Below are 23,563 nucleotides of genomic sequence, written 5' to 3' on the forward strand. Positions count from 1 at the left end.
GCAGTTATCACATTATGATGTGATTATTTCAAGCGCCAATCACATCGCGCCGCGAAGGCTCTGCATCCGGTCGAGATAACGGGCCAGTACGTCAATCTCCAGATTGAACGTCCTTCCGGTCGCCAGATCGTCCAGCGTGGTAGCCGCAGCCGTATGCGGAATGATGTTCAGACCGAACTGAACGGACCCGTCCGGCTGATCCTCAACGCTGTTCACGGTCAGAGAGATGCCATCGACCGTGATAGACCCCTTGGCGGCAAGCGCGGACGCCAGCGCCGGGGGCGCGGCGATCACCAGCCGGGTAGAATCCCCTTCCGGCGTGATCGACACCAATGTGCCGACGCCATCGACATGGCCGGTCACGATATGCCCGCCCAGTTCATCCCCAACCTTGAGCGCGCGTTCCAGGTTCAGCCTGCCGCCCTGCGCCCACAGTCCGGACGCGGTTCGCTCCACCGTTTCGGCGGACAGGTCGACGGCGAACCAGTCCGCGCCCTTTTCCACCACGGTCAGGCACGCGCCCGAACAGGCGATCGAAGCGCCGATCGCAACGCCTTCCATGTCGTAGGCGGTGCCGATGACTAGGCGCAGGTCCCCGCGCTGCTCGGCGGAGCGAATGGTGCCGATGTCGGTGATGATGCCGGTGAACATGGGTATGCGATCCTGATGGTTCCGTGACGCTCCTAAGCGCCGCGCCGCCGCTCGTAAACCTCCAGCCGGTCCTCGCCCAATTGGCGTCCGTCGGTCAGGGTCCAGCGATGGTGCGCCTCGCCAAGATCGGTGAGGCCAATGTCGCCGATCCCCGCAAGGCCGTCGCCGATGATGATCGGCGCGCGGTAGAGCAGAAGGCGGTCGACCAGATCGGCGCGCAGGAAGGCCGCCGCCGCCGCCGCGCCGCCCTCCACCATCAGATGGTCCACATGGTCGAGCGCGGCGATATCCTCAGGCTGCGCAATGGCTTCCCACCCCTTGGGCGCCCGGCCGCGAGTCAGCAGCAGGCGGCGGGGTGAGCGATCCTCCAGTCCCGGTAGCCGGACATCAAGGCGGGGCGCGTCGGCGCGCAAAGTGCCGCCGCCGACCAGGATGGCGTCATGCCGCGCCCGCTCCAGATGTGCATGGGCGCGCGCCGCCTCGCCGGTGATCCAGCGGCTCGACCCGTCCTTGAGCGCGATGCAGCCATCGAGCGACAGGCCTAGCTTCAAGGTGACGGCCGGGCGGCCCAGCGTCTGCCGCAGGACAAAGCCGCGCATCGCCGCAGCAGCTTCATGCGCCATCAGGCCCATTTCAACCTCTATGCCTCGCGCGCGCAGATGCCCCGCACCTTGGCCATCGGTGCGCGGGTCGGGATCACGCAGCGCGATCACTACGCGCGCGACGCCAGCCCGCGCCATCAGGTCGGCACAGCGCGGCCCACGAGCGGACAGGTGGAAGCAGGGCTCCAGCGTCACATAGGCGGTCGCGCCGCGCGACTGATCCTTTGCTTCATCGAGCGCTTGGGCTTCGGCATGAGGTCGGCCACCCTTTTGGGTCCAGCCGCGACCAACCACCGCGCCGTCGCGGACGATCAGGCATCCGACATTGGGATTGGGGGTGGACAGACCGCGACCGCGCTCGGACAGGGCGATCGCCGCTGCCATGAAACGGCGGTCGTCGGCGGGGTCAGCCATAGGGAAAATCAATTCTGGCTGGTCTGGGGCGCGGCCTTTTCCGCCGCCTCCGCCTTGGCCAGTCGCGAATCGAGCTGGGCATTGATCTGCTTCAGCGCTTCCTTGCGGCGCGCGCTGTTGCGGGCTTCTTCGGTGCGCCAGTCGATGCCGAATGAGTCGGCCCATCCCTGCATCTGCTTCTGCCGCTTCTGCAAGGCAGCCTCACTCTTTGCGAGGTCGATCTTCTGTTGCAGGATGATCGCCGCGTCCGACCGGCTCGCGTCCCAGCTCTGGACGTAGATGATCTTGTTGCGGGTCGGCATCGTGTTGGTGTTCGCGTCGACCATGAACACCCACATGATCACCCAGGTAATCGCCATCGACAGCCCGAGCAGCGGCCATTTATGCGGCCGATTCTCGCGAAAATAGCTCCACATATCGCCTAGAGCGCTTCTGGGAGAGACCGGACGGGGGAAGATCGCCATCGCCGCTATATAGGAGATGGCGGCGCCGGATGCAAAGCCGGGCCTTGCATCCGGCATGGCGGCATTCAACGGTCGGTCAGCTTGAAATGGACGGTCAGCACCTTGGTGCCGGGCACGGCCACGCCGTCCCGAGTCGCGGGGCGGAAACGCCATTTGCGCATGGCGTGCCGCTGGGTCGCGATCCAGAAGGCCTCGTCCGTGGCGGACAACCGTTCGATGGCCGTCACCTTGCCATCCGCGCCGATGCTGACGCGGACAGTGACGGAGCCTTCCATCCCCTGGCGGACCATCGATCCGGGATAGTCGGGCTGGAACGCGGACATGGCGCGCGGGTCGATGCCGGGTTCGACGAGCCGAGGCTCGTATACTGGTTCAATCGGCGGGAGGGTGACACCCCCGCCCGTGTCAGTACCAGTGCCACCGGCGGGCACGATTGGCCCCGTTTCGCTGTCAGGCAGCATCACCAGATCATCGGGATTTGTCGGGATCGGGTCGGTCGTCGGCCGCACCGGCAGCCTGCTCTCGGGCGGCTGGGGCTGCGCTTCGGGTGGAGGCGGCGGGTTGAGCGGGATCTGCTTGCCGATCAGGATCTGCGGCACATAGGGGGCGATCACCTCCTTGGGTATAAGGATGAAAGCGCCCACCACCAGCGCGTGGACGGCGATGGTCGCTCCGATCGCGACGGGCGATCCGCCCCCGCCACTATAGCCAGGCCGTCTCTCGCCGCCCGTTGCATGCATTGCCATTACTGCCATCGCATCCTCCATCCTAAAATCCGCGCGAGTTTCTGCTCGTCACAGACATAATGTTACATCATATCTAATGATATGTTGCAACATCATGTTTTGATCGAAGTCCTGCGCTTGTGTGCAGGCGTGCCGCGCCCTACCATAAGGGGCATGACGACCTTGCCTGAAGACCCGACCCTCGACGAAGTGCGGGCGTTTCTCGCGCCGATCCTGCCTCGCCATGCCGCATTTGACGGCTGGCGAGCCGAAGCGGTCACCATGGCCGCGTCGGAAGGCCGCGTGGATGCCGACATCGCGCATCTTGCCTTTTCGGCGGGGGCGATGGACATGATCGATGCCTGGTTCGCCAGCATCGACACGCGCATGCTGGAGGCGCTGACGCCAGAGAAGCTCGTCACCATGTCGATTCGCCAGCGTATCATCGCGCTGGTCACGGCACGGCTGACGCTGCTGGCGCGCGACCGGGAAGCCTTGCGCCGCGCGCTCGCTATCATGGCCCTGCCACAGAACAGCGTCCGCGCAGCCCGCCTGGGCTGGCGATCGGCCGATGTGATGTGGCGCGCGGCTGGCGACAGCGCGACCGACCTCAATCACTATAGCAAGCGCCTCACGCTCGCGGCCGTCTATGCCGCAACGCTGCTGGTGTTCGTGGACGATGAAAGCGAAGATTGGGCGGATAGCCGCGCCTTCCTCGATCGGCGTATCGAAGGGGTGATGCGCTTCGAACGGGCCAAGGCGAGGTGGAAAGGCATAGGCGGCGGTGAGCGGCTGAGCCTTGCTCGCTTCATCGGCAGGCTCCGCTACCCCGCAACCTGACTGCCCACGAAAGGCCGCGATTCCGGCTGGCCTTTTCCTATCTATATTGATAGTCACTCGCAGGTGATCTCAGCGAGTTTTACTTCCTTGCGCCTGTCCGAACTGCCGTTGCGCCAGCCAGCCTATGTGGACCTGATCGACTGGGACGCGCTTTCCGCGTCGGATGGCCAGCGTCTGCGTGAATTCGGTCTGTGCGAAGGCGCGAGCGTCGAAGCGCTGCATCATGGCGGTTTGCTCGGGCGTGGTCCGATCGCCTGCAAGGTCGGGCGCATGACCATTGCGATGCGCCGCAATCATGCGGCCGCGATTACCGTCCGCACGGGTCCGGCGGAGCCGGCATGAGTGGCCTGCCTCTGGTTGCGCTGGTCGGCAATCCCAATGCCGGCAAGAGCGCCCTGTTCAACGCCCTGACCGGCGCGCGGCAGAAGCTGGGCAACTATCCCGGCGTGACGGTAGAACGTAAGGCAGGCAGACTGTCGCTATCCGATGGCCGCCCGCTCGAACTGGTCGACCTGCCCGGAACATACAGCCTCAATCCCACCAGCCCCGATGAGCAGGTGACCCGCGACGTGGTCCTCGGCAAGCAGCATGGCGAGCGGCTGCCGGACGCGCTGGTGGTGGTGGTCGATGCCTCGAACCTCGACAATCATCTGCGGTTCGCGCTTGAGTTGATCGCCCTTGGCCTGCCGACGGTCGTGGCGCTCAACATGGTGGACCTTGCCACCCGCGACGGGCTGGAACTGGACGCAAATATCCTCTCGCGCGAGCTGGGTGTGCCGGTCATCTCGACCGTTGCGGTTCGGAAACGCGGGCTCGACCATCTTCGCACCGAACTGGACGCGCTGTTCGATGGCAGTGCCAAGGTCCGGCCTACCGCCGCGCCTCTCGACTTCGATGCCTTGCGCAGCGAGGCGCGCAGGATCGCACGCGCGGCGGTGGTTCGCGAAACGCCCTCGCGCCGCCTGACCGCCGCGGTCGACCGGGTTGCGCTCCACCCCGTTGCAGGTCTGCTGCTGCTGCTCGGGCTGCTCTTCATCATGTTCCAGGCGGTCTATGCCTGGTCGGCAGCGCCGATCGCCATGATCGAGGGGCTGGCCGAAACGGCAAGCAAGATCATCACCAACGCGTTGCCCGATGGCCTGCTACGATCCTTCCTGGTCGATGGCGTCATCAACGGCGTCGGATCGGTGGTCGTCTTCCTGCCGCAGATCCTCATCCTCTTCTTCTTCATCCTGATGCTGGAAGCGACCGGCTATATGGTCCGCGCGGCATTCCTGATGGACGGCCTGATGGCCCGTGTCGGCCTGTCGGGCCGCGCATTCATCCCGCTGCTTTCCTCCTTCGCCTGCGCCGTGCCGGGAATCATGGCGACGCGCACCATCGCCGATCCGAAGGACCGGCTCACGACCATATTGATCGCACCGCTCATGACTTGCTCGGCCCGCTTGCCGGTCTATGCGGTGATCATCGGCGCCTTCATCCCGGCGCGCAACGTGGGGCTGGGCATCGGCCTTCAGGGACTCGTACTCTTCTGCCTCTACATCGCCGGGATCGTCGGCGCGATGCTGGTCGCGCTGATCCTCCGCGCCACCGTCACCAAGGGCGCAAGCGGCAGCTTCCTGATGGAAATGCCGAAATATCAATGGCCGCGCCCGCAGGACATATTGCTCGGCCTATGGCAGCGTGCCGTCATCTTCCTGAAGCGTGCAGGCACGATCATCTTCACATCGACCGTGATCCTGTGGGTGCTGCTCAGCTTTCCGAAGGCGCCCGAGAACAGCAGCATCAGCCAGGTCAATTATTCGATCGCCGGACGGATCGCCAACGGGCTCAACGTCGTGCTGGAGCCGATCGGCTTTAACCGCGACATTTCGCTCGCACTTATCCCGGCAATGGCCGCACGGGAAGTAGCGGTGTCGGCACTCGCGACCGTCTATTCGCTCGATGCGGATCAAGATGAGACCAAGCTGGAACGGAGCCTGGGCGATCGGTTGAAGGATAATTGGCCGCTGCCCACGGCGCTCGCCTTCCTCGCCTGGTTCGTGTTCGCGCCGCAATGCATCTCGACGATCGCCGTGACGAAGCGGGAAACCAACGGCTGGAAATGGCCGCTCTTCATGATCGGCTATCTTTTCGCGCTCGCCTACGTGGCGGCGGGCTTGACCTACTGGACCGCGACGGCAGCGGGGCTATAAGAACCTCCAAAGTATCGGAGGAAATATGGCGGGTTCGGTCAACAAAGTCATTCTGGTTGGTAATCTGGGCGCTGACCCGGAAGTGAAGAGCTTCCAGAATGGCGGCAAGGTGTGCAATCTTCGCATCGCCACGTCCGAAAGTTGGAAGGACCGCAATTCCGGCGAGCGCAAGGAGCGCACCGAATGGCATAGCGTCTCGATCTTTTCCGAAGGTCTGGCGGGCGTAGCCGAGCGGTTCCTGCGCAAGGGATCGAAGGTCTATGTCGAGGGCCAGCTGCGCACGCGTAAGTGGCAGGATCAGTCGGGTAACGACCGCTACACCACCGAAGTGGTTTTGCAGGGTCCGGGCGCGGTGCTGACCATGCTCGACGGCGCACCTGGTGGTGGCCAGGGCGGTGGTCGCTCGCAGGGCGGCGGCAGTGATTGGGGCGCCAGCTCGGGCGGCTTTGGCGGCGATTATGATGATTTCGGCGGTGGCAGCGGCGGCGGTGGCGGCTTTGGCGGCGGCAGCGGCGGGCGCTCGTCCGGTGGTGCCCGGGGCGGCGCTGGCGGGCCGAATTTCGACAATGATCTGGACGACGAAGTGCCGTTCTGAGGCTTCGCGCTGAAAGGATGAGAAAGGCGGCTCTGCGAAGGGCCGCCTTTTTCATGTCGATGATGGATATTTGGAGGGTCGGCCCGGAGACATTCTCCTCCCGCAAGCAGGAGAGGTTAGGGGTGGGCGCGAGCTTGGCAAGCTCTCGCGATAACCCCTCCTAAAACAAGGCTGATGTTGCGCTGGCCCACCCCCGACCCCTCCCGCTTGCGGGAGGGGAGATGATAGAGAGGTCTGCGGTAGGAACGGCTCCCTCCGTACCAAACAAAAAAGGTGGCCCGGCAGCACCGGACCAACTCTCTTAGTGAAATACTCTCAGGCAGCAGCAGCGATCGTCGTTGCGCCCAATTCCGCCAGTGCGAACTTGCGAATATGCTCGCCCAGATCTTCGCGCTCCAAAGCCAGCGCCAAGTTCGCTTCGATATAGCCGGCCTTTGACCCGCAATCGAAGCGGCGTCCATCGAAGGTCACGCCGTGGAAGGGCTGCTGCCCGATCATCGATGCCATGGCGTCCGTCAGCTGGATCTCGCCGCCCGCGCCCTTTTCCTGGGTCGCGAGAATCTTCATGACCTCAGGTTGCAGGATGTAGCGGCCCGGCAGAATAAGGTTGGAGGGCGCGGTGCCGGGCGCAGGTTTTTCCACCAGCCCCTTGACCTCGGTCAGCGCGCCATCGCGCTGGCCCGGATCGATCACGCCATAGCTCGGCGTATCGGCCATCGGCACTTCAAGCGCGCAGACCAGATTGCCGCCGACCTGATTATAAGCATCGACCATCTGCTTGAGGCAGCCTCGCCCCGGCGCGCCCTTCATGAATTCGTCGGGCAACAGGATAGCGAAGGGTTCGTCCCCGACGATGTCGCGCGCGCACCAGACTGCATGGCCCAGGCCCAGCGGTTCCTGTTGACGCAGGAACACCGCGTTGCCGGGCGCAAGGCGCGTGCCGTCGAGCGCCGACAGATCCTTGCCGCGCTCGCGCTGGGTGGCTTCGCTTTCATAGGCGATGTCGAAATAATCCTCGATCGCGCCTTTGCCGCGGCCGGTTACGAAGATCATCTGTTCGATGCCCGCCTCGCGCGCCTCATCGACAGCATATTGGATCAGCGGGCGGTCAACGACCGGCAGCAGTTCCTTGGGCACCGATTTGGTGGCAGGCAGGAAGCGCGTGCCGAGGCCTGCGACAGGAAACACGGCTTTGCGGATAGGCTTGTAGGGCATGGTACTCCATTCTCGCTAGACGCGCGGACAGGCTTCGCCCTCCACGTGTCAAAGGTCAAGCTTAGCGGGAGGATTACCTCGCCCGGTCAGACGGCCAGCAGGCGCTGTGCCACCGTTTCGAGCGAAGATATCTCCGCATCGAGATGATCAAGTGAGACATGCGTGTGATTGTTCCGCGCGTCGCGGCACGTAAAGCCGCCAGGCGCGGGCTGCTGAAAGCCGCCAATGATGAGCGATCGGAAGCGATCGATCCTCTGCATGTGTCGCTCGATATCCGAAATCTCCTTGAGCGCGCTGGCGTTGCGCTTGTCACGCATCGCCACCATCGTCCGAAGCTCGGTCATCAGTTTCGCCATGCCCGGGCGCATCCGGGTGCCGACAGTCCGCACGTCACCCATTGCTTCCCGCATCATGGCAATTTTCGCCTCCAGACTCTGTTCCAGCATCGTCCAGGCACAGACCAGACGACCCACGGCACAAAGCAGCGCCGCATCTTCCGGCGCATATTCAGACACCGCCCTCACCTTTATCTCGGCTATATGATTCACGACCCACCCCGGCTCTGTTTTCTTCCTTCGCCCCGCTGAATCCTGCACGGAAGCGGGTAGCAAAGGCTAGAGGAACGCGCCGCGCCGCTCGCAGCGAGGGCACAGGCCAGCGGAAGACGTGCATAATCAGCGATGAACCGATCGAAGGGCAATTGCTGACATTCAAAAATCGATAGCGATTCCCTTGCGTTCCCAGTCGCCGTAGCGGACGGGGCTCAATTCTTCCTCGTGGCGCGAGGGGTGGTCGATCGGGTCGGGCGCAGGCACCGGCGGGCTCTTCGACAGATGAGCGGGCGGCTTCACATGCGCGGGACGCTTGCCGTTATATGTTCCCATGTCCAAAAGCCTTTCGATTGTGGCGCCGCACCGGCAACCCCATATTCATGCATGCCCCGCTATCTGGGCTGCAAAGGAGTGGAAGACAAGTGAGCGGTTTCAAGACGGTGATGCTGTTGTCGGCAATGACGGCGCTGTTCATGGCGCTGGGCTATACGCTGGGCGGCAGCGGCGGCGCGATGATTGCGCTGCTGGTTGCGGCGGGCATGAACCTGTTCACCTTCTGGAACGCCGACAAGATTGTGCTGTCGATGCACAATGCGCGGGAGGTGGATGCGCAGAGCGCGCCCGAATATTATGGGCTGGTGCGCGATCTTGCCCAGCGGGCGGGTCTTCCCATGCCGCGCGTCTACCTGATCGACCAGCCGCATCCCAACGCCTTTGCCACGGGCCGCAATCCCGAACATGCCGCCGTCGCCGCGACGACGGGCCTGCTGTCTATGCTGACCCGTGAGGAAGTGGCGGGCGTGATGGCGCATGAACTCGCCCATGTGCAGAATCGCGACACGCTGATCATGACCATGGTCGCGACGATCGCGGGCGCCATTTCGATGCTCGCCAATTTCGGGCTGTTCTTCCGTGGCGGCAATGAAGAGAATGGACATGGCAACATCCTCGCCACGCTGATGGCGGTCATCGTCGCGCCCTTCGCCGCGATGATCGTGCAAATGGCGATCAGCCGCACGCGCGAATATGGCGCTGACGCCGCAGGAGCGCAGATCAGCGGCAATCCCCGCGCACTCGCATCCGCGCTCGCCAAGATTTCCGGCAAGGCGGAGATGATCCCGAACCATGTGGCCGAGCGCAATCCCGCCGCCGCCCAGCTCTACATCGTCCCTGTTCATGTGAGCGAACTCTTCTCCACCCACCCCGCGACCGAAAAGCGCATCGCGGCGCTGGAGGAAATGGGCGTGCCCGCACCCTCCACCATCCCCGTATCGGCACTCAACCCTGTCGCAGCTCCACCGCGCCGCCGGTCGAGCGCGCTCAATCCAAACGGGCGCTAATGGTAGACGTGATTGGCGAGGCCGCAGCCGAAGTCGCGGGTGCGCTATTCCGACATGCGGGTGGGCTGGTGATCGACCTGACCGTCGAGCACATCTTCTCCCGTCACACGGCGCGATTCTTTCATGGCGTGGGGCGGCGCGTCATCTTTGTCACGACATTGGGCGCCAAGCGCATTCCTTCCTCATTGCGGACAGTGCCGAAAGGCGTCCGCGCCAGCCCCCGCCGGTCGGATTGGGTAGCACTATGGGTCGGCATCGGCAGCTGGATAGGATTATTTCTGCTGGTCGGCATTATCGTCACTCATTTTCTTTAAAGGTGACCCTAGAGGGGAAAACGCGTAGGGCCCGCTGATGCCCCGCCGCCCTGCCCAACTCTCATTAGCCCCCCAACCCACAGATATTCCCGGCCTCCCCGCCCGCCGCGCCGCCTTGCGCCTGCTCGACGCCGTCCTGCGCCGGGGCGATCCGCTGGAGTTGGCGCTGCATGGCGCAGCACAGGGCCTGCCCGCTCCCGACCGGGCGCTCGTTCATGCCATCGCCGCCGAGACACTGCGCCACCTGCCCGATCTCGACGCGCTGATCGACGGCGCTACCCGCCAGCCGCTGCCCCCGGATGCCAAGGCCCGCATGGTCCTGCGCATCGCCCTCATTCAGGTGCTGGCGCTCGGCACTGCGCCCCATGCCGCCATTGCGACCGCGCTGCCGCTGGTCGATGGCGGCCCGCGCAAGCTGGTCCATGGCGTCTTCGGCACTGTCACGCGCGCCACACCCACCCTCCCCGATCCACCCACATTGCCGGACGAAGTCGTGGCGCGCTGGGAAAGCCAGTGGGGCAGTGACATGCCCGCTGCCGCCGCGCGCGCCTATGCCGTGCGCCCGCCTGTCGATGTCACCCTGCGCGACCCGGCAGAAACCGCGAGCTGGGCCGAAAAGCTTGGCGGCGAAAGTTTTGCGCCCGGCCATGTCCGCCTGCCCGATCACGGATCGGTGACGGAGCTTCCCGGCTTCACCGAGGGCGCTTGGTGGGTGCAGGACATCGCCGCCTCTTGCCCCGCGCGCCTTCTTGGCCAAGGCGAGGGCCGCACGGTGCTGGACCTCTGCGCGGCGCCCGGTGGCAAGACGATGCAACTCGCCGCCGCAGGGTGGCAGGTGACGGCCATCGACCAGTCGAAGAAGCGGCTGGAACGGCTGAGCGAAAACCTGTCGCGCACCGGCCTTTCCGCCACGATCGTTCAAGCCGATCTGCGCCAGTGGGAGCCCGCCACCCCCGCCGACGCCATCCTGCTCGATGCCCCCTGCACCGCGACCGGCATCTATCGCCGCCATCCCGACGTGCTGCATCGCATTGGGGGCCGCCAGATTGCCGAACTTGCCGAGTTACAGACGGAGTTGCTGAGCCGCGCGGCCCAATGGCTAAGGCCCGGTGGCACCCTGATCTACGCCACTTGCTCCCTGGAACGAGCGGAAGGCGAAGATCAGTTGGAAACCTTCCTTCACGCCCATCCCGATTTCAGCATTCAGAGCGCGAACGTGGCCGAATTGCCGCAGGGCCTGCCCCCCCGTCCGGACGGTTGGCTGCGCACCCTGCCCGAGACGCTGGCCGACCAAGGCGGAACGGACGGATTTTTCGTTGCCCGGCTTGCCCGCGCGCCACAATGAATTAAGATCAACCCTGTAAGAACTGAGATCTGGCAACGTCTGAAAGGCATCGCTTGCGCCCGACCGAGCCCCTTGCCCTGAATCATAGCTGGCCGCTCTACGACCTGCACCAGCATCTCGCCTCGGTGTCGCTCGACGATCATACCGCGCGCGATGATCAGGCGCTGGCGGAGCGGGGCATTGGCCTATGGCACTGCAATCTTGACGACGACAGCCTGTGTTGGACAGGCGGCGTCTATGATCTGTTTGGCCTGGAACGGGGCATGACGGTTCAGCGCCCGCTCGCCACATCGCTCTACCAACCCGACTCTCGCGAGGCGATGGAGCAGCTACGCGCCTATGCCATTCGCCATCGCCGCGGCTTCACCGTGGACGTCGATATACGGCCGCTCGACGGCGGCGAATGCACCATGCGCCTCATCGCCGCCCCGATATTGGAGGGCGCGCATGTCGTCGCGCTCCACGGCGTGAAGCAGTTTTTGCCGCGCGGATCGGTGGCGTCACGCGGCCTTGATCCCACTATTTTCAACCTGCCCTGAATCCCGCGCCAACGAGCGCCGAAAAAGCCTGTGGATAAGGTCGAACTGCGCCGTTGCCCTTGACCCGAGGCGCGGCTAGAGCCGACTGTTGATGACCAGCCCTATCCTTATCTCGCCCTCCATCCTCTCCGCCGACTTCGCCCGCCTGGGCGAGGAGGTCCGCGCGATTGACGAGGCGGGTTGCGACTGGGTCCATATCGACGTGATGGACGGCCATTTCGTGCCCAATATCACGATCGGCCCGGCCGTGGTGAAGGCCCTGCGCCCGCACAGCAAGAAGCCGTTCGACGTTCACCTGATGATCTCTCCGGTGGACCAGTATCTCGACGCCTTCGCTCAGGCAGGCGCCGATATCCTGACCGTCCACCCGGAAGCCGGGCCGCACATTCACCGCTCCATCCAGTATATCAAGTCGCTGGGCGTGCAGGCGGGCGTAGTGTTGAACCCCGGCACCCCGGCCAAGATGCTTGATTATCTGATCGATGATATCGACCTGATCCTGGTGATGAGCGTCAATCCCGGTTTCGGCGGGCAAAGCTTCATCGAAAATCAGCTGCGCAAGATCGAGGCGATCCGCAAGATGATCGACAAGAGCGGGCGCGACATTCGCCTGCAGGTCGATGGCGGCATCGATTTCGCCACTGCCCCGCGCGCGATCGAAGCGGGCGCAGACGTGCTGGTCGCTGGCACCGCAACCTTCCGTGGCGGGCCTTCCGCCTATGCCGACAATATCCGGAAGCTCAAGGGCGGGTGAGCGACAAGCGGCGCATCCCCAGCCCATCGCTTGCGGATACGGCGGAATCAGAACCAGCCGAAAACGGAATCGAACAGGGCAAGCGCCTCATCCGCGTCGCGGATGACAAGGGCCTGTCGCTGGCCCAACGGGTCGCCAACCGCTTTTACCTGATGAGCTGGAAAACGCCGATCCACGGACGGCGGCTCAAGGGGAAATATCCGCTCAAACTGCTCGCGGTGCCCGATGATGAGATTGCGGGTGATGCGAAGGCTGGCCAGGCGATCCGGGCAGGCTATTTCCTGTTTCGCGGACTGAAGCAGCCGCTCAACACGCTGGATTTCAACCGCCTGACTGTCATCCCGGCATTCGCCGATTATCTGCACAGCTTTGCATGGCTGCGCGACCTGTCATCGGCGGCGACGCGGGAACAGGGCGCGCCCATCGCCGAAGCCGTGCTGCGCAAATGGCTAGACGTGCATGCCGAAACGCCCAGCGAACCCGCCTGGCGCGCCGACAATGCTGGTTGGCGGCTACTCTTCTGGTCGGCTCATGCGCCGCTTATCCTGTCGTCCAGCGATCTGGTCTATCGCTCGCTGGTGCTGAACTGCATCGCACGGACGGCGCGGCATCTAGATCGCGGCGCGGACAAGGCGCCGCTTGGCCTCCCGCGTCTGGTGGCCTGGGGCGGGATCGTTGCGGCATCAATGTTGCTGCCGGGTGGCGCTGCCCGCAAGATTTTCGGTGAGGCGGGTCTCAAGCGCGCCATCGAAAACACGGTTCATGGCGATGGCGGCATTATCTCGCGCTCGCCCAGTGACCAATTGGACGCCATCATGCTGCTGGCAATGGTGCGGGCGGTTTATGATGTTCGCCGCGAACAGGTGCCGCCTTTCCTCGCCGAAGCGCAGGGGCGAATGGTTCCCGCGCTGCTGGGCCTCACCCATGGCGATGGCGGGCTTGGCAGCTGGCAGGGCACGGGCGCGATCGACCCCGCCATCATAGAAGACGTGATCCGGGCAAGCCGCGTGCGTGCGCGTCCGCTGCGGCAGGCGAGCGATTGGGGCTATCAGCGGCTCGTCGCGGGCACGACCATCGTCCAAATCGATGCTGCGCCGCCGCCGGTCGCCCGACTGGCCGAGGCGGGATGCGCCTCCACCACCGCGATCGAGATCAGCGATGGGCCGCAGCGGCTGATCGTCAATTGCGGCGGCGCGGCGCTTGAGGGCGCGTGGATGCCCGGCGGCCTCGCACAGGGCCTGCGCACCACGGCGGCACACAGCACGCTGGTGCTGAACAACAGCAATTCCACCGCCCTGCTCCCCGACGGCACACTAGGACGCGGCGTCACTGAAGTCGAATTTCACCGGCAGGAACAGGAAAGCGGCAGCCGGATAGAGATCAGCCATGACGGCTATGTGCGGCGCATGGGCTATGTCCACCGCCGCCTGCTGCTCGTCAGCATCGATGGCCGCGAAATCCGGGGCGAAGACATGCTGACGCCCGCCGCGCGCCGCCGTCGGCCGGTAAAGCTACCCGCCGAGCTACGCTTTCACTTAGCGCCCGGAGTAGAACCCACCGCCACAGCCGACGGCATGGGCGCGTTGTTGCGCATCGAGATGGGGCCTATCTGGCAGTTTCGCGCCAATGCGGGGAAGCTGACTATAGAGGAAAGCCTCTGGGTGGACGGGGAAGGCCGCCCGCATGAGACCCGCCAGCTGGTCATCACCGCCGAAGCACTGCCCGGCGGATCGACCATCGGCTGGCTCTTCAAGCGGATGAGCTAAGGCCCCTTACCCTAAATCCTATCGCTTGCCGCATCGGTCCGGCAGGACTAGAGGGCTGCGGCAAGCCTGAGCGGCACTTCGAACAGCAGGAAGCATCATGTCAGACGTCACCATCAAACGCGCCCTCCTTTCCGTGTCGGACAAGTCCGGCCTCGTCGAACTGGGTCAGGCGCTGGGCAAACATGGCGTCGAACTGGTGTCCACCGGCGGCACGGCCAAGGCTCTGCGCGATGCCGGGCTGGACGTGAAGGATATTTCGGACCTCACCGGCTTCCCGGAAATGATGGACGGCCGCGTCAAGACGCTGCACCCCAAGGTTCATGGCGGCCTGCTCGCCGTGCGCAACAATCCCGACCATGTCGCCTCCATGCAGGAACATGAAATCGGCGCCATCGATCTTGTCGTCGTCAACCTCTACCCCTTCGCCGCCACGGTCGCGAAGGGGGCAGAGCGCGAGGAGATCATCGAGAATATCGATATTGGCGGCCCCTCGATGGTTCGCTCCGCCGCGAAGAACCATGAGAGTGTCGCCATTGTCACCGATCCGGCCGACTATGCCCGTCTGATCGCGGAGATGACGGAAAAGGGCGGCGCGACCAGCTATGACTTCCGCCGGATGCTCGCGGCCAAAGCCTATGCCGCTACCGCCGCCTATGATTCGATGATCGCCAGCTGGTTCGCCTTTGCCGATCAGGGCGTCGATTTCCCCGAAACACTGGCCGTATCGAGCAAGCTCGGCGCGACGCTGCGCTATGGTGAGAATCCGCATCAGTCGGCCGCGCTCTATTTGCCCGTCGGTCCTTCCGCCAATGGCATTGCCCAGGCGAAGCAGATTCAGGGCAAGGAGCTCAGCTACAATAATTACAATGACGCCGACGCCGCGCTGGAGCTGGTCAGCGAGTTCCGTGACGGCCCGCCCACCGTGGTGATCGTCAAGCACGCCAATCCCTGCGGCGTCGCCACCGGCAATACGCTGATCGAAGCCTATGAAGCCGCCCTCGCCTGCGACAGCGTCTCGGCCTTTGGCGGTATCATCGCCGTCAACCGCCCGCTCGACGGCCCGACCGCCGAAGCGATCAGCGGCATCTTTACCGAAGTCGTCGCCGCGCCCGACGCCGATGAGGAAGCCAAGGCGATCTTTGCGAAGAAGAAGAACCTCCGCCTGCTGCTGACGGGCGAACTGCCCGACCCGGCGCGGACCGGGTTGATGATGAAGAGCATTGCCGGTGGCATGCTGGTGCAGAGCCGCGACAACGGCCGCATCACGCGCGATCAGTTGAAGGTCGTGACCAAGCGCGCGCCCACCGATCAGGAGCTGAATGACTGCCTGTTCGCCTGGACCGTCGCCAAGCATGTGAAATCCAACGCCATCGTCTATGCCAAGGGCAACAGCACTGCTGGCATCGGCGCGGGGCAGATGAACCGCCTCGAATCCGCGCGCATCGCGGCGTGGAAGGCCAAGGATGCCGCTGAAAAGGCGGGGTGGAGCGAAGCCCGCACCATCGGGTCGGCGGTCGCGTCCGACGCCTTCTTCCCCTTTGCCGATGGCCTCCTGACGGCGGTCGAAGCAGGCGCGACGGCAGTGATCCAGCCGGGCGGATCTATCCGGGACGACGAGGTCATCGCGGCGGCCGACGAAGCTGGCCTCGCCATGGTCTTCACCGGCATGCGGCACTTCCGCCATTGAGAGGGGCTGGCGGGGCGGTCCACCTGCCCCGCCATGCTTACCTGATCATTAACCATTCCTTAGATGATTTCCGCCAATTCCGATGATAGAAGTTAGCCTATCGGGGGGCATTGCATGCCGGAAATCGACCAGAATGTGGATGTCGCCATCATCGGCGCGGGTCCGGCAGGCCTGACTGCGGCCTATTTGCTCACCAAAAAGGGCTATTCGGTCACTGTTATCGAGAAGGACCCCCGCTATGTCGGCGGGATCAGCCGGACTGTTGAACTGAACGGCTTCCGCTTCGACATTGGCGGCCACCGCTTCTTTTCCAAGTCGAAAGAGGTGGTCGATCTCTGGAACGAGATCCTGCCCAATGATTTCATCCAGCGCCCCCGGATGAGCCGCATCTATTATGAGGGCAAATTCTACAGCTATCCGCTGCGTGCCTTTGAGGCGTTGTGGAATCTTGGCGTGTGGCGATCGACGCTATGCATGGCGAGTTTCGCGAAGGCGAGGCTGCTGCCGAACCGCAATGTCCGGTCGTTTCAGGATTGGACGGTGAACGCGTTCGGACACAAGCTGTTCTCCATCTTCTTCAAGACCTATACCGAAAAGGTCTGGGGCATGCCCTGCAACGAGATGTCGGCTGATTGGGCGGCACAGCGGATCAAGGGTCTGTCGCTCTGGGGCGCGGTGAAGGATGGGCTGAAGCGCTCGCTGGGTCTCAACAAGCGGCCCAATGATGGCATGGCGACCAAGACCCTGCTCGAAAGCTTCCGCTATCCACGCCTTGGCCCCGGCATGATGTGGGAAGCCGCACGGGACTTCGTCGTCAAGGGCGGCAACAAGGTGCTGATGGCGCACAGCCTCAAGCAGCTGTCGCACGACCAAGGCACCGGCCGGTGGCAGATGGTCGCTCAGGGTCCCGAGGGTGAGGTGCTGTTGAAGGCGCGTCATGTCATCAGTTCCGCGCCGATGCGTGAGCTGGCGGGCCGCATTCATCCTTTGCCCGCGACGCTCGGCAATGCGATGGAGCTTAAATATCGCGACTTCCTGACCGTGGCGCTGATGATCAAGTCGGAGGACCTGTTTCCCGACAACTGGATCTACATCCATGATTCGAAGGTTCAGGTCGGCCGCATCCAGAATTTCCGCAGCTGGTCTCCGGAAATGGTGCCAGATCCATCGCTCGCCTGCGTCGGCCTTGAATATTTCTGCTTCGAGGGCGATGGCCTTTGGTCATCGAACGACGATGCCCTGGTCGAGCTCGCCAAGCACGAAATGGCGATACTGGGGCTGTGCGATCCTGCCGATGTGGTCGAGGGAGCGGTCGTCCGTCAGGAGAAGGCCTATCCCGTCTATGATGATGACTATGCCGCCAATGTGCTGAAGATGCGGACGGAACTTGAGCAGCTCTACCCGACGCTGCATCTGGTCGGCCGTAACGGCATGCACCGCTATAATAATCAGGATCATGCGATGATGACCGCCATGCTGACGGTGCGGAACATCGAAGCTGGCGAGCGGCAGTTCGACATCTGGGCGGTCAACGAGGATGCCGAATATCATGAAGCTGGCGAGGAAGGCGAAGAAGCCATCGGGCAGAATGCGGCGCTGGGGAGCGTGCGGCGGGTGCCCGGCCGCCTGAAGGCCGCGTAAACCGGCAGTCATGCATTGATGAACCTTGGCCATCTGAGCAGCGCCCTCACCGTCCGCTTCACCCTAGTCCGCTATTTGCTGGCCAGCCTTTGCGCGCTTTGCGGCGACATGCTGCTGTTCCTGGCACTGCTGCGCTTCGATGTGCCGCCCACGATGGCGGGAGCCATCGGCTATACATCGGGCCTGCTGTTGCACTGGTTGATCAGCGTTCGTTTCGTCTTTCCTTCGGCTGTCGGCCCGACGAACCGGCAGCGTCTGGGCTTTGCCGTCAGCGCGGTGGTCGGCATCGCCGTGACATCCGGCCTTATCAGTGTTCTGGGAGCCGCCGGAATGACCCCGGCGCTTGCGAAGCTGTTCGCCATCCCCGCCAGCTTTCTATCTGTATATGCGATCCGGAAATATGGCGTCTTCGCCGCTCGCTAAGATCCGCACGGGATTTACCCGCGACATTGGGGGGACAACCACCCCCAGTGCCCGCTGGCTCATCCTTGCCTGGATTTGCTGTTCCATCATTCTGTTGTGGCTGGCCCGCGACCAGCTAGACATTTTGGGCTTTCGTGATCCGGACGACGCAATGCGCCTTCAGCAGGTGCGCGACTGGCTCGGCGGCCAGGCCTTTCTGGATGTCAGTCAGCATCGGGTGAACCCGCCCTTTGGCGGACCCATGCATTGGTCGCGGATCGTCGATATGCCGATCGCGGCGATAATCCTGCTGTTGCAGCCGATCCTGGGCAGCCACCTGGCCGAAGTGATCGCCTGCTCGACGGTTCCACTGCTGTCGTTGGGTGCGCTGGCATGGGCACTGCATGTTGCCGTTGTTCGTATTGCGGGCAAACCGGCGGCGATGCTGGCGCCGGTGCTGTTGCTGACGACGCCGACCATCCTTGTGCAGTTCGGGCCGCTGCGAATCGATCACCATGGCTGGCAGATCCTGATGGCGACGATCGCTCTTGCCGGTGCCATGGATACGCGGCCTGCACGCGGCGGCGTGGTCGCAGGCACGGCCATGGCCGTGTGGCTACAGATTTCGAGCGAAGGATTGCCCTATGCCGCCCTGTTCGCAGCTACGTTGGCGCTGCGCCAGTGGCGAGATCAGGATGAGACGCCCCGCTTTGTAGCCTATGCGTTGACCTTGGGCAGTGCCGCGCTGCTGTTGCTGGCTGTCCTGCGCGGCATGGCGCCGCTGGCGCACGCGCAATGCGATGCTCTTTCAGCGGCCTATATCTGGCCATTGATCGCCTTCGCGATCGTAACCCCGATTGTCTTCCGCATCGGCACCCCGGTTTCCGCGACAGGGCGGTTCGCCGCCGCCGGAACGGGCGCATTGGCCGCCGCGGCGCTGTTCATCATCACCGGCAAGTCTTGCCTGACCGGCGATCCTTTCCAGTCGCTGGGACCCGTCGCCTATAAACTCTGGTATTTGCATGTCATGGAAGGCCGCCCGATCTGGGAACAGGGCCGTTCGATGATGGGGCTCATCCTGCTGCCCCCACTCGCGGGACTGGCCGGGTCGATCATGGCGGCGCGAATAGCCGATACGGCCAAGGCGCGTGATCGCTGGCTGGCTGTGGCGCTCCTCCTGACCGGGGCGACGCTGGTCGCTATGCTGGTGATGCGGGCGATGTCGGTCGCCCATGTACTGGCGCTGCCGGGGGTGGCCTGGTTGATGCTGCGGCTCTTCCGGCGAGCGCAGCAGAAAACCGCGACGATCCCGAGGGTGTTCGCCTCCTCGGCGGTCGCCTTGCTCACCCCGGCCGCCTTGTGTGCGCTCTGGATCGCAGCTACGGCGAGCGCAGAGAAAGAGGAGAAATCGCCCACGCCTGCGGGTGAATGCCGGACTGCCGCGGCGTTGAGCCCATTGCGGCAGTTGCCCAGATCGACGCTGTTTGCGCCCCTGGATATAGGTCCCGACATTTTGATCCGCACCCCCCACGATGTCATCGGCACGGCGCATCACCGGAATGCGGCCGGAATCACGGCGGTGGTCGAAGGCTTTACGGCGCCGCCCGTGAAGGCGCGGACTATTCTGACGGCTTTGAATAGTCGCAAGGGACCAGACTATCTAGTGACCTGTCCCAGCCTAAATGAGTTCAGACATTATGCTCAGGAGCATCCGGGCAGTCTGGCAATGATTTTGGACAAGGGTGGACATCCCGACTGGTTGAAGCCGGTCAGGCTTCAGGGGATGACGTCCTTGCGTGTCTACAGGATCATGCCGCCGCAAAACTGAGCGCCACGCCGTTCATGCAATAGCGTTTCCGGGTGGGCGGCGGTCCATCATCGAAAACATGGCCGAGGTGGCCGCCGCATCGGGCGCAATGAACCTCGATCCTTGGATAGAGTAGGGACATGTCTCGCGATGTGCCCGTGGCACGGGGCAAGGGCGCCCAGAAGCTAGGCCAGCCTGTGCCGCTGTCGAATTTGGTCTTCGAACTGAACAGGGCCTGGTCGCAACCTGCGCATTTGAAGGTGCCCGCGCGATGTTCCTTGTTCAACGGACTGGTGAAGGGATGTTCGGTGGCCTGCTTGCGCAGCACATTATAGGCAAGCGGGCTGAGACGCTTGCGCCATTCAGCATCGGTCAGGGTAAAGGGATAAGCGGCGGCGGCCTCTTCCATGCCCAATCGCCAGAAGGCGAGAGCGGCTACTGCACAGGCGCCACTTTTGAGAAGATCCCGCCGTGTCATCCCGTCTACCTATCCAACCGAGGCTGAGCGTCGCCTGAACAATTTCCGGCTACTGCCATGGCCTGATTTCAGCACATGTCTACGGAACAGCCAGACGCCCAGACGGATAATGGCGGCAACCCAAATGGCCTGCCACACGATCGCAAGAATATGGGGCCATAGCGCCGAGTCCTGAGCCGCTCGCGCGATCATCGCGAATGGCGAGGAGAAGGGGAAGATGATCGCGCCAATCTCTGGAGCGGAGCCCATATGATCAACCGCATAGGTCGCGAAAAAGAAGACGCCCATCTGCGCCATGGTGACCGGCATGTTGAGCGTCTGCACCTCCCGCACGGTTGCGGCCTGTGCGCCGATGCCGAGGAATAACGAGCCCAGCAAGGCGTAGGCCATGGTGAAATAGATGCCGCCAAGCAGCAGGAACATGGGCCATCCAACCGCAGGGGTAGGCGGCGCGATGTCAGGGCCTGCAAAAATCCGGACGCCCAGCACGACCCCCGCCCCCCAGAAGCCGATGCCGACGAAGCTCATGCCGAGCATGGCGATGAGTTTACCCAGGAAAACGGAGTCGATCGGGACGGCGGCGGCGAGGATTTCGATCACCTTGTTGGTTTTTTCCTCCACAAGGTTGGACAGAACCATGCCCGCGAGAAGCATGGTGAGCAGGAATATCAGGACCTGCGCCGCCCGGCCGGTCAACAATCGCGATTGCGCCTCCGCGCCCGCGCTGGCCGTAACAAGCTGCTTCTTGATCCGCACATGGGGTAGCTGTTCGCCAGCGACGGCCGCGCTTGCGAGCAGGCTGATATCGCCTTCCAGCATGGCGAGATCGTCGGCTTTGCCGGTGAGCACAGGATGGGTGATCGTGCCCGACACAATGGCGATGAAGCGGGCGTCGGGTCGCATAAGCAAGGCGCGCGGCGCTCCCTTGGGCGCGCGTTGCAGGCGAGGGAGGTTGTCCGCCCCCAATCGGGCGGCAAGAATGTCATGGGCACGTTCCATGCGCACCGCATCTTCCTTCGCCATGGCGATGCCGACGGTGGGGCGCAGGCTTTCAGTCGTTATCTTTTCACCCAGGCCGCCAAACGCCATGCCGATCACGACCGGGAACAAGGGTCCAAGCAGGAACAGGATGAAGGTCTTTGAGAAGATAACGGCGGAAAAATCGCGGCGGGCGATGACCAGAGCCGCGCGCAGAACTTCGCTCATCAGGCGGCCTCCTCTTCCGCATCCTGCATCTGCTGGGCAGCGGCGGCACCCGCGATGGAGACGAACGCGTCATGCAGGCCGGGCCGTTCGATCGAGAGACTTTCGATACCTGCCTGCCCGTCGAGCAAAGCCCGGAGCAGCGGTTCGATCCCCTCATCCGGCAGATCGAAATGCCATGCGCCATCGGCCGCCAGCGTTTCAGCAGGCAAGGCACGGCGCCAGCTGCCATCGCTCGCGCGGGTCCGCAGGCGAACCTGCGGGCGCAGCTTGTCGCGCGCCTCACCCACCGATCCTTCGAACCTGATGCGCCCGCCCGCGACGATGGCGATGCGTTCACAGAGGCGTTCGGCATGCGCGATGACGTGGGTGGAAAAGAGGATGGTGACGCCCCGCCGCGCCTGATCGCGGATCAATAGCTCCAACTTGCCCTGGTTGATCGCGTCGAGCCCGGAGAAAGGTTCGTCGAGAACTATCAGCCGAGGCTCGTGGACGATCGTGCCGAATAGCTGAACGGTCTGCGCCATGCCCTTGGACAGTTGACGGATCGGCTTGTCGATCGAACTGCCCATGCCATGTTCGGCCAGCATCTCGCGTGCGCGCTGACGCCCTGTTTTTAGCGGCAGCCCGCGCAAAGCACCCATGAACGCGATCGCTTCCGCCGCCTTCATCGAGGGATAGAGGCCCCGTTCCTCGGGCAGATAGCCGATGGCCCGCGCCTGACGCAGCGGGACATCATCCCCTAGCAGTCGGCGAGAGCCCTCGTCGGGATCGATGATGCCGAGCAGCGTGCGGAGCAAGGTCGTCTTGCCCGCTCCGTTAGGCCCGAGAATGCCGTAAATGGAGCCCGTGGGAACGGCGAGGTCGATGCCATCGACTGCCCGGAATTTGCCGAATGTCTTGACAAGAGCATGGCCTTCGACGGCATAGGCCGAAGGGGGAGCCGGATTGTTACGGATCATCCACTCCTGATAGTCGCACAGCATGCCAACGCAAACCGAAACCTTGGAACAGCGCCTGAAGGCGCAAGCGCAGCGGCTGGGGTTTGCCGCATGCGCCATCGCGCGCGCGGACGCCGCGCCCGAGGCCGGGCGGCGCTTACGCAAATGGCTGGACGATGGCTGTCATGGCGAGATGCTGTGGATGGAGGAGCGCGCGGAGCAGCGCGGCTCACCCAGCGCGCTGTGGCCCGACGTACGCAGCGTCATCATGCTGGGGATGAGCTATGCTCCGGGCCGCGATCCGCTGACGCTGGCAGAGGAGGGCGATCGTGGACGCATTTCCGTGTACGCTCAGGGGCGCGACTATCATGACGTCGTGAAAAAGGGACTGAAGAGCCTCGCTCGCTGGCTGGTGGAGGAGCAGGCGAGCGCCCTTAAGGTATTTGTGGACACCGCGCCGGTGATGGAAAAGCCTCTGGCGGTGGCGGCGGGTTTGGGCTGGCAGGGGAAGCACAGCAATCTCGTCAGCCGCGCGCACGGCAGCTGGCTGTTCCTGGGCGCGATCTATAGCGAACTGGCCCTGGAACCCGACCTGCCCGAAGTGGATCATTGCGGCAGTTGCACGGCCTGCCAGTCGGCCTGCCCCACCGATGCTTTTCCTGCCCCCTATGTCGTGGATGCGCGGCGTTGCATCTCTTACCTTACGATCGAGCATAAGGGGCCGATCCCGCCCGAGTTTCGCGAGAAGATCGGCAATCGCATCTACGGCTGCGACGATTGTCTGGCGGTGTGTCCGTGGAACAAGTTCGCTGATGCGGCAGCGGCAAACCGGGCGTTTCTCGGACGGGCCGAACTGGCTGCGCCTGAACTTGGCGACCTGCTGGCTTTGGACGATGCGGGGTTTCGGGAGGTTTTCTCAGGGTCGCCGATCAAGCGGATCGGGCGCAGCCGGATGGTCCGCAACGCGGCCATAGCGGCGGGTAACAGTAGCGACCCTCGTCTTTTGGCGCGATTGCACCCATTGCTGATTGATGACGATCCCGTGGTGGCGGAAGCGGCGGCGTGGGCCGTGGAGCGGCTGTCCGCGCCCTGAC

25 protein-coding genes are annotated in these 23,563 nt (G+C 63.7%); 15 read left to right on the plus strand and 10 right to left on the minus strand.

What is annotated here, in order from left to right; all coding sequences use genetic code 11:
• Positions 1–39: 39 nt before the first annotated feature.
• The 4 genes from ACZ51H_RS10535 to ACZ51H_RS10550 are packed head-to-tail and all read right to left on the minus strand — an operon-like array spanning position 40 to position 2,886.
• Positions 40–651 (minus strand): riboflavin synthase, encoded by a 612-nt coding sequence (locus tag ACZ51H_RS10535; protein ID WP_464801787.1) that lies wholly within the window; start codon positions 649–651, stop codon positions 40–42.
• A 32-nt stretch (positions 652–683) separates the two neighbouring features.
• Positions 684–1,637, minus strand: a complete 954-nt coding sequence (gene ribD, locus ACZ51H_RS10540) for a bifunctional diaminohydroxyphosphoribosylaminopyrimidine deaminase/5-amino-6-(5-phosphoribosylamino)uracil reductase RibD (protein ID WP_464802888.1) — start codon at positions 1,635–1,637, stop codon at positions 684–686.
• A 38-nt stretch (positions 1,638–1,675) separates the two neighbouring features.
• Entirely contained in the window at positions 1,676–2,188 is a 513-nt protein-coding gene (locus ACZ51H_RS10545; protein WP_464771469.1) for a hypothetical protein, read from the minus strand.
• A gap of 8 nt (positions 2,189–2,196) precedes the next feature.
• Positions 2,197–2,886: an energy transducer TonB gene (locus tag ACZ51H_RS10550; protein WP_464801788.1), complete on the minus strand. Its 690-nt coding sequence runs from the start codon at positions 2,884–2,886 to the stop codon at positions 2,197–2,199.
• Positions 2,887–3,030: 144 nt separating this feature from the next.
• Here ACZ51H_RS10550 and ACZ51H_RS10555 point away from each other — a divergent pair, with 144 nt between their 5' ends.
• The 4 genes from ACZ51H_RS10555 to ssb all read left to right on the plus strand — a co-directional run bounded on the left by ACZ51H_RS10555 (position 3,031) and on the right by ssb (position 6,486).
• On the plus strand, positions 3,031–3,696 hold the full coding sequence (locus ACZ51H_RS10555; RefSeq protein WP_449474404.1) for a COQ9 family protein: 666 nt from the start codon (positions 3,031–3,033) through the stop codon (positions 3,694–3,696).
• An 87-nt stretch (positions 3,697–3,783) separates the two neighbouring features.
• On the plus strand, positions 3,784–4,038 hold the full coding sequence (locus tag ACZ51H_RS10560) for a FeoA family protein (RefSeq protein WP_460988129.1): 255 nt from the start codon (positions 3,784–3,786) through the stop codon (positions 4,036–4,038).
• On the plus strand, positions 4,035–5,891 hold the full coding sequence (gene feoB, locus ACZ51H_RS10565) for a ferrous iron transporter B (RefSeq protein WP_464801789.1): 1,857 nt from the start codon (positions 4,035–4,037) through the stop codon (positions 5,889–5,891). The genes ACZ51H_RS10560 and feoB overlap by 4 nt, the downstream gene beginning before the upstream one ends.
• Before the next feature lie 25 nt (positions 5,892–5,916).
• Positions 5,917–6,486, plus strand: a complete 570-nt coding sequence (gene ssb / locus ACZ51H_RS10570; protein ID WP_449474408.1) for a single-stranded DNA-binding protein — start codon at positions 5,917–5,919, stop codon at positions 6,484–6,486.
• Between the two features lie 315 nt (positions 6,487–6,801).
• Here ssb and ACZ51H_RS10575 read toward each other — a convergent pair whose 3' ends face one another.
• From ACZ51H_RS10575 to ACZ51H_RS10585, 3 genes are all read right to left on the minus strand, one after another.
• Positions 6,802–7,701, minus strand: coding sequence for a UTP--glucose-1-phosphate uridylyltransferase (locus ACZ51H_RS10575; RefSeq protein ID WP_449474409.1), 900 nt, complete (start codon positions 7,699–7,701; stop codon positions 6,802–6,804).
• 86 nt (positions 7,702–7,787) lie between these two features.
• Positions 7,788–8,216 (minus strand): hypothetical protein, encoded by a 429-nt coding sequence (locus ACZ51H_RS10580; protein ID WP_196224798.1) that lies wholly within the window; start codon positions 8,214–8,216, stop codon positions 7,788–7,790.
• 195 nt (positions 8,217–8,411) lie between these two features.
• Positions 8,412–8,585 (minus strand): DUF1674 domain-containing protein, encoded by a 174-nt coding sequence (locus ACZ51H_RS10585; RefSeq protein ID WP_196224799.1) that lies wholly within the window; start codon positions 8,583–8,585, stop codon positions 8,412–8,414.
• Positions 8,586–8,632: 47 nt separating this feature from the next.
• Between ACZ51H_RS10585 and htpX the strand changes: the two genes are divergently transcribed.
• The 10 genes from htpX to ACZ51H_RS10635 all read left to right on the plus strand — a co-directional run bounded on the left by htpX (position 8,633) and on the right by ACZ51H_RS10635 (position 19,868).
• On the plus strand, positions 8,633–9,592 hold the full coding sequence (htpX, locus tag ACZ51H_RS10590; protein ID WP_464772637.1) for a zinc metalloprotease HtpX: 960 nt from the start codon (positions 8,633–8,635) through the stop codon (positions 9,590–9,592).
• A complete protein-coding gene (locus ACZ51H_RS10595; protein ID WP_460986957.1) occupies positions 9,592–9,906 on the plus strand; it encodes a hypothetical protein in 315 nt (104 codons plus the stop codon). Before htpX ends, ACZ51H_RS10595 begins: the two co-directional genes overlap by 1 nt.
• A gap of 37 nt (positions 9,907–9,943) precedes the next feature.
• Positions 9,944–11,251 (plus strand): RsmB/NOP family class I SAM-dependent RNA methyltransferase, encoded by a 1,308-nt coding sequence (locus tag ACZ51H_RS10600; protein ID WP_460986958.1) that lies wholly within the window; start codon positions 9,944–9,946, stop codon positions 11,249–11,251.
• Positions 11,252–11,304: 53 nt separating this feature from the next.
• Positions 11,305–11,790, plus strand: a complete 486-nt coding sequence (locus ACZ51H_RS10605) for a diguanylate cyclase (RefSeq protein ID WP_449474413.1) — start codon at positions 11,305–11,307, stop codon at positions 11,788–11,790.
• 91 nt (positions 11,791–11,881) lie between these two features.
• A complete protein-coding gene (rpe, locus tag ACZ51H_RS10610) occupies positions 11,882–12,544 on the plus strand; it encodes a ribulose-phosphate 3-epimerase (protein WP_449474414.1) in 663 nt (220 codons plus the stop codon).
• Positions 12,541–14,310 (plus strand): heparinase II/III family protein, encoded by a 1,770-nt coding sequence (locus ACZ51H_RS10615; RefSeq protein WP_464801790.1) that lies wholly within the window; start codon positions 12,541–12,543, stop codon positions 14,308–14,310. The genes rpe and ACZ51H_RS10615 overlap by 4 nt, the downstream gene beginning before the upstream one ends.
• Positions 14,311–14,407: 97 nt before the next feature.
• Positions 14,408–15,997 (plus strand): bifunctional phosphoribosylaminoimidazolecarboxamide formyltransferase/IMP cyclohydrolase, encoded by a 1,590-nt coding sequence (gene purH, locus ACZ51H_RS10620; RefSeq protein ID WP_464801791.1) that lies wholly within the window; start codon positions 14,408–14,410, stop codon positions 15,995–15,997.
• 114 nt (positions 15,998–16,111) lie between these two features.
• Positions 16,112–17,638, plus strand: a complete 1,527-nt coding sequence (locus ACZ51H_RS10625; protein WP_464801792.1) for an NAD(P)/FAD-dependent oxidoreductase — start codon at positions 16,112–16,114, stop codon at positions 17,636–17,638.
• Between the two features lie 18 nt (positions 17,639–17,656).
• Positions 17,657–18,061 carry a GtrA family protein gene (locus ACZ51H_RS10630; protein ID WP_464801793.1) on the plus strand — a complete coding sequence of 135 codons (405 nt, stop codon included), beginning with the start codon at positions 17,657–17,659 and terminating at the stop codon, positions 18,059–18,061.
• The gene (locus ACZ51H_RS10635) at positions 18,039–19,868 is read left to right on the plus strand and encodes a hypothetical protein (RefSeq protein ID WP_464801794.1); all 1,830 of its coding nucleotides are present in this window, start codon (positions 18,039–18,041) and stop codon (positions 19,866–19,868) included. The genes ACZ51H_RS10630 and ACZ51H_RS10635 overlap by 23 nt, the downstream gene beginning before the upstream one ends.
• On the opposite strand, the gene msrB is transcribed toward ACZ51H_RS10635, so the two are convergent.
• The 3 genes from msrB to ACZ51H_RS10650 are packed head-to-tail and all read right to left on the minus strand — an operon-like array spanning position 19,849 to position 22,490.
• Positions 19,849–20,325 carry a peptide-methionine (R)-S-oxide reductase MsrB gene (gene msrB, locus ACZ51H_RS10640; protein WP_464801795.1) on the minus strand — a complete coding sequence of 159 codons (477 nt, stop codon included), beginning with the start codon at positions 20,323–20,325 and terminating at the stop codon, positions 19,849–19,851. The genes ACZ51H_RS10635 and msrB overlap by 20 nt on opposite strands.
• A 9-nt stretch (positions 20,326–20,334) precedes the next feature.
• Positions 20,335–21,531: an ABC transporter permease gene (locus ACZ51H_RS10645; protein WP_464801796.1), complete on the minus strand. Its 1,197-nt coding sequence runs from the start codon at positions 21,529–21,531 to the stop codon at positions 20,335–20,337.
• A complete protein-coding gene (locus tag ACZ51H_RS10650) occupies positions 21,531–22,490 on the minus strand; it encodes an ABC transporter ATP-binding protein (protein ID WP_464801797.1) in 960 nt (319 codons plus the stop codon). The genes ACZ51H_RS10645 and ACZ51H_RS10650 overlap by 1 nt, the downstream gene beginning before the upstream one ends.
• A 22-nt stretch (positions 22,491–22,512) precedes the next feature.
• Between ACZ51H_RS10650 and queG the strand changes: the two genes are divergently transcribed.
• The gene (gene queG / locus ACZ51H_RS10655) at positions 22,513–23,562 is read left to right on the plus strand and encodes a tRNA epoxyqueuosine(34) reductase QueG (RefSeq protein WP_449474423.1); all 1,050 of its coding nucleotides are present in this window, start codon (positions 22,513–22,515) and stop codon (positions 23,560–23,562) included.
• Position 23,563 lies beyond the last annotated feature (1 nt).

This window comes from Sphingobium sp. TomMM15 (assembly GCF_055397045.1).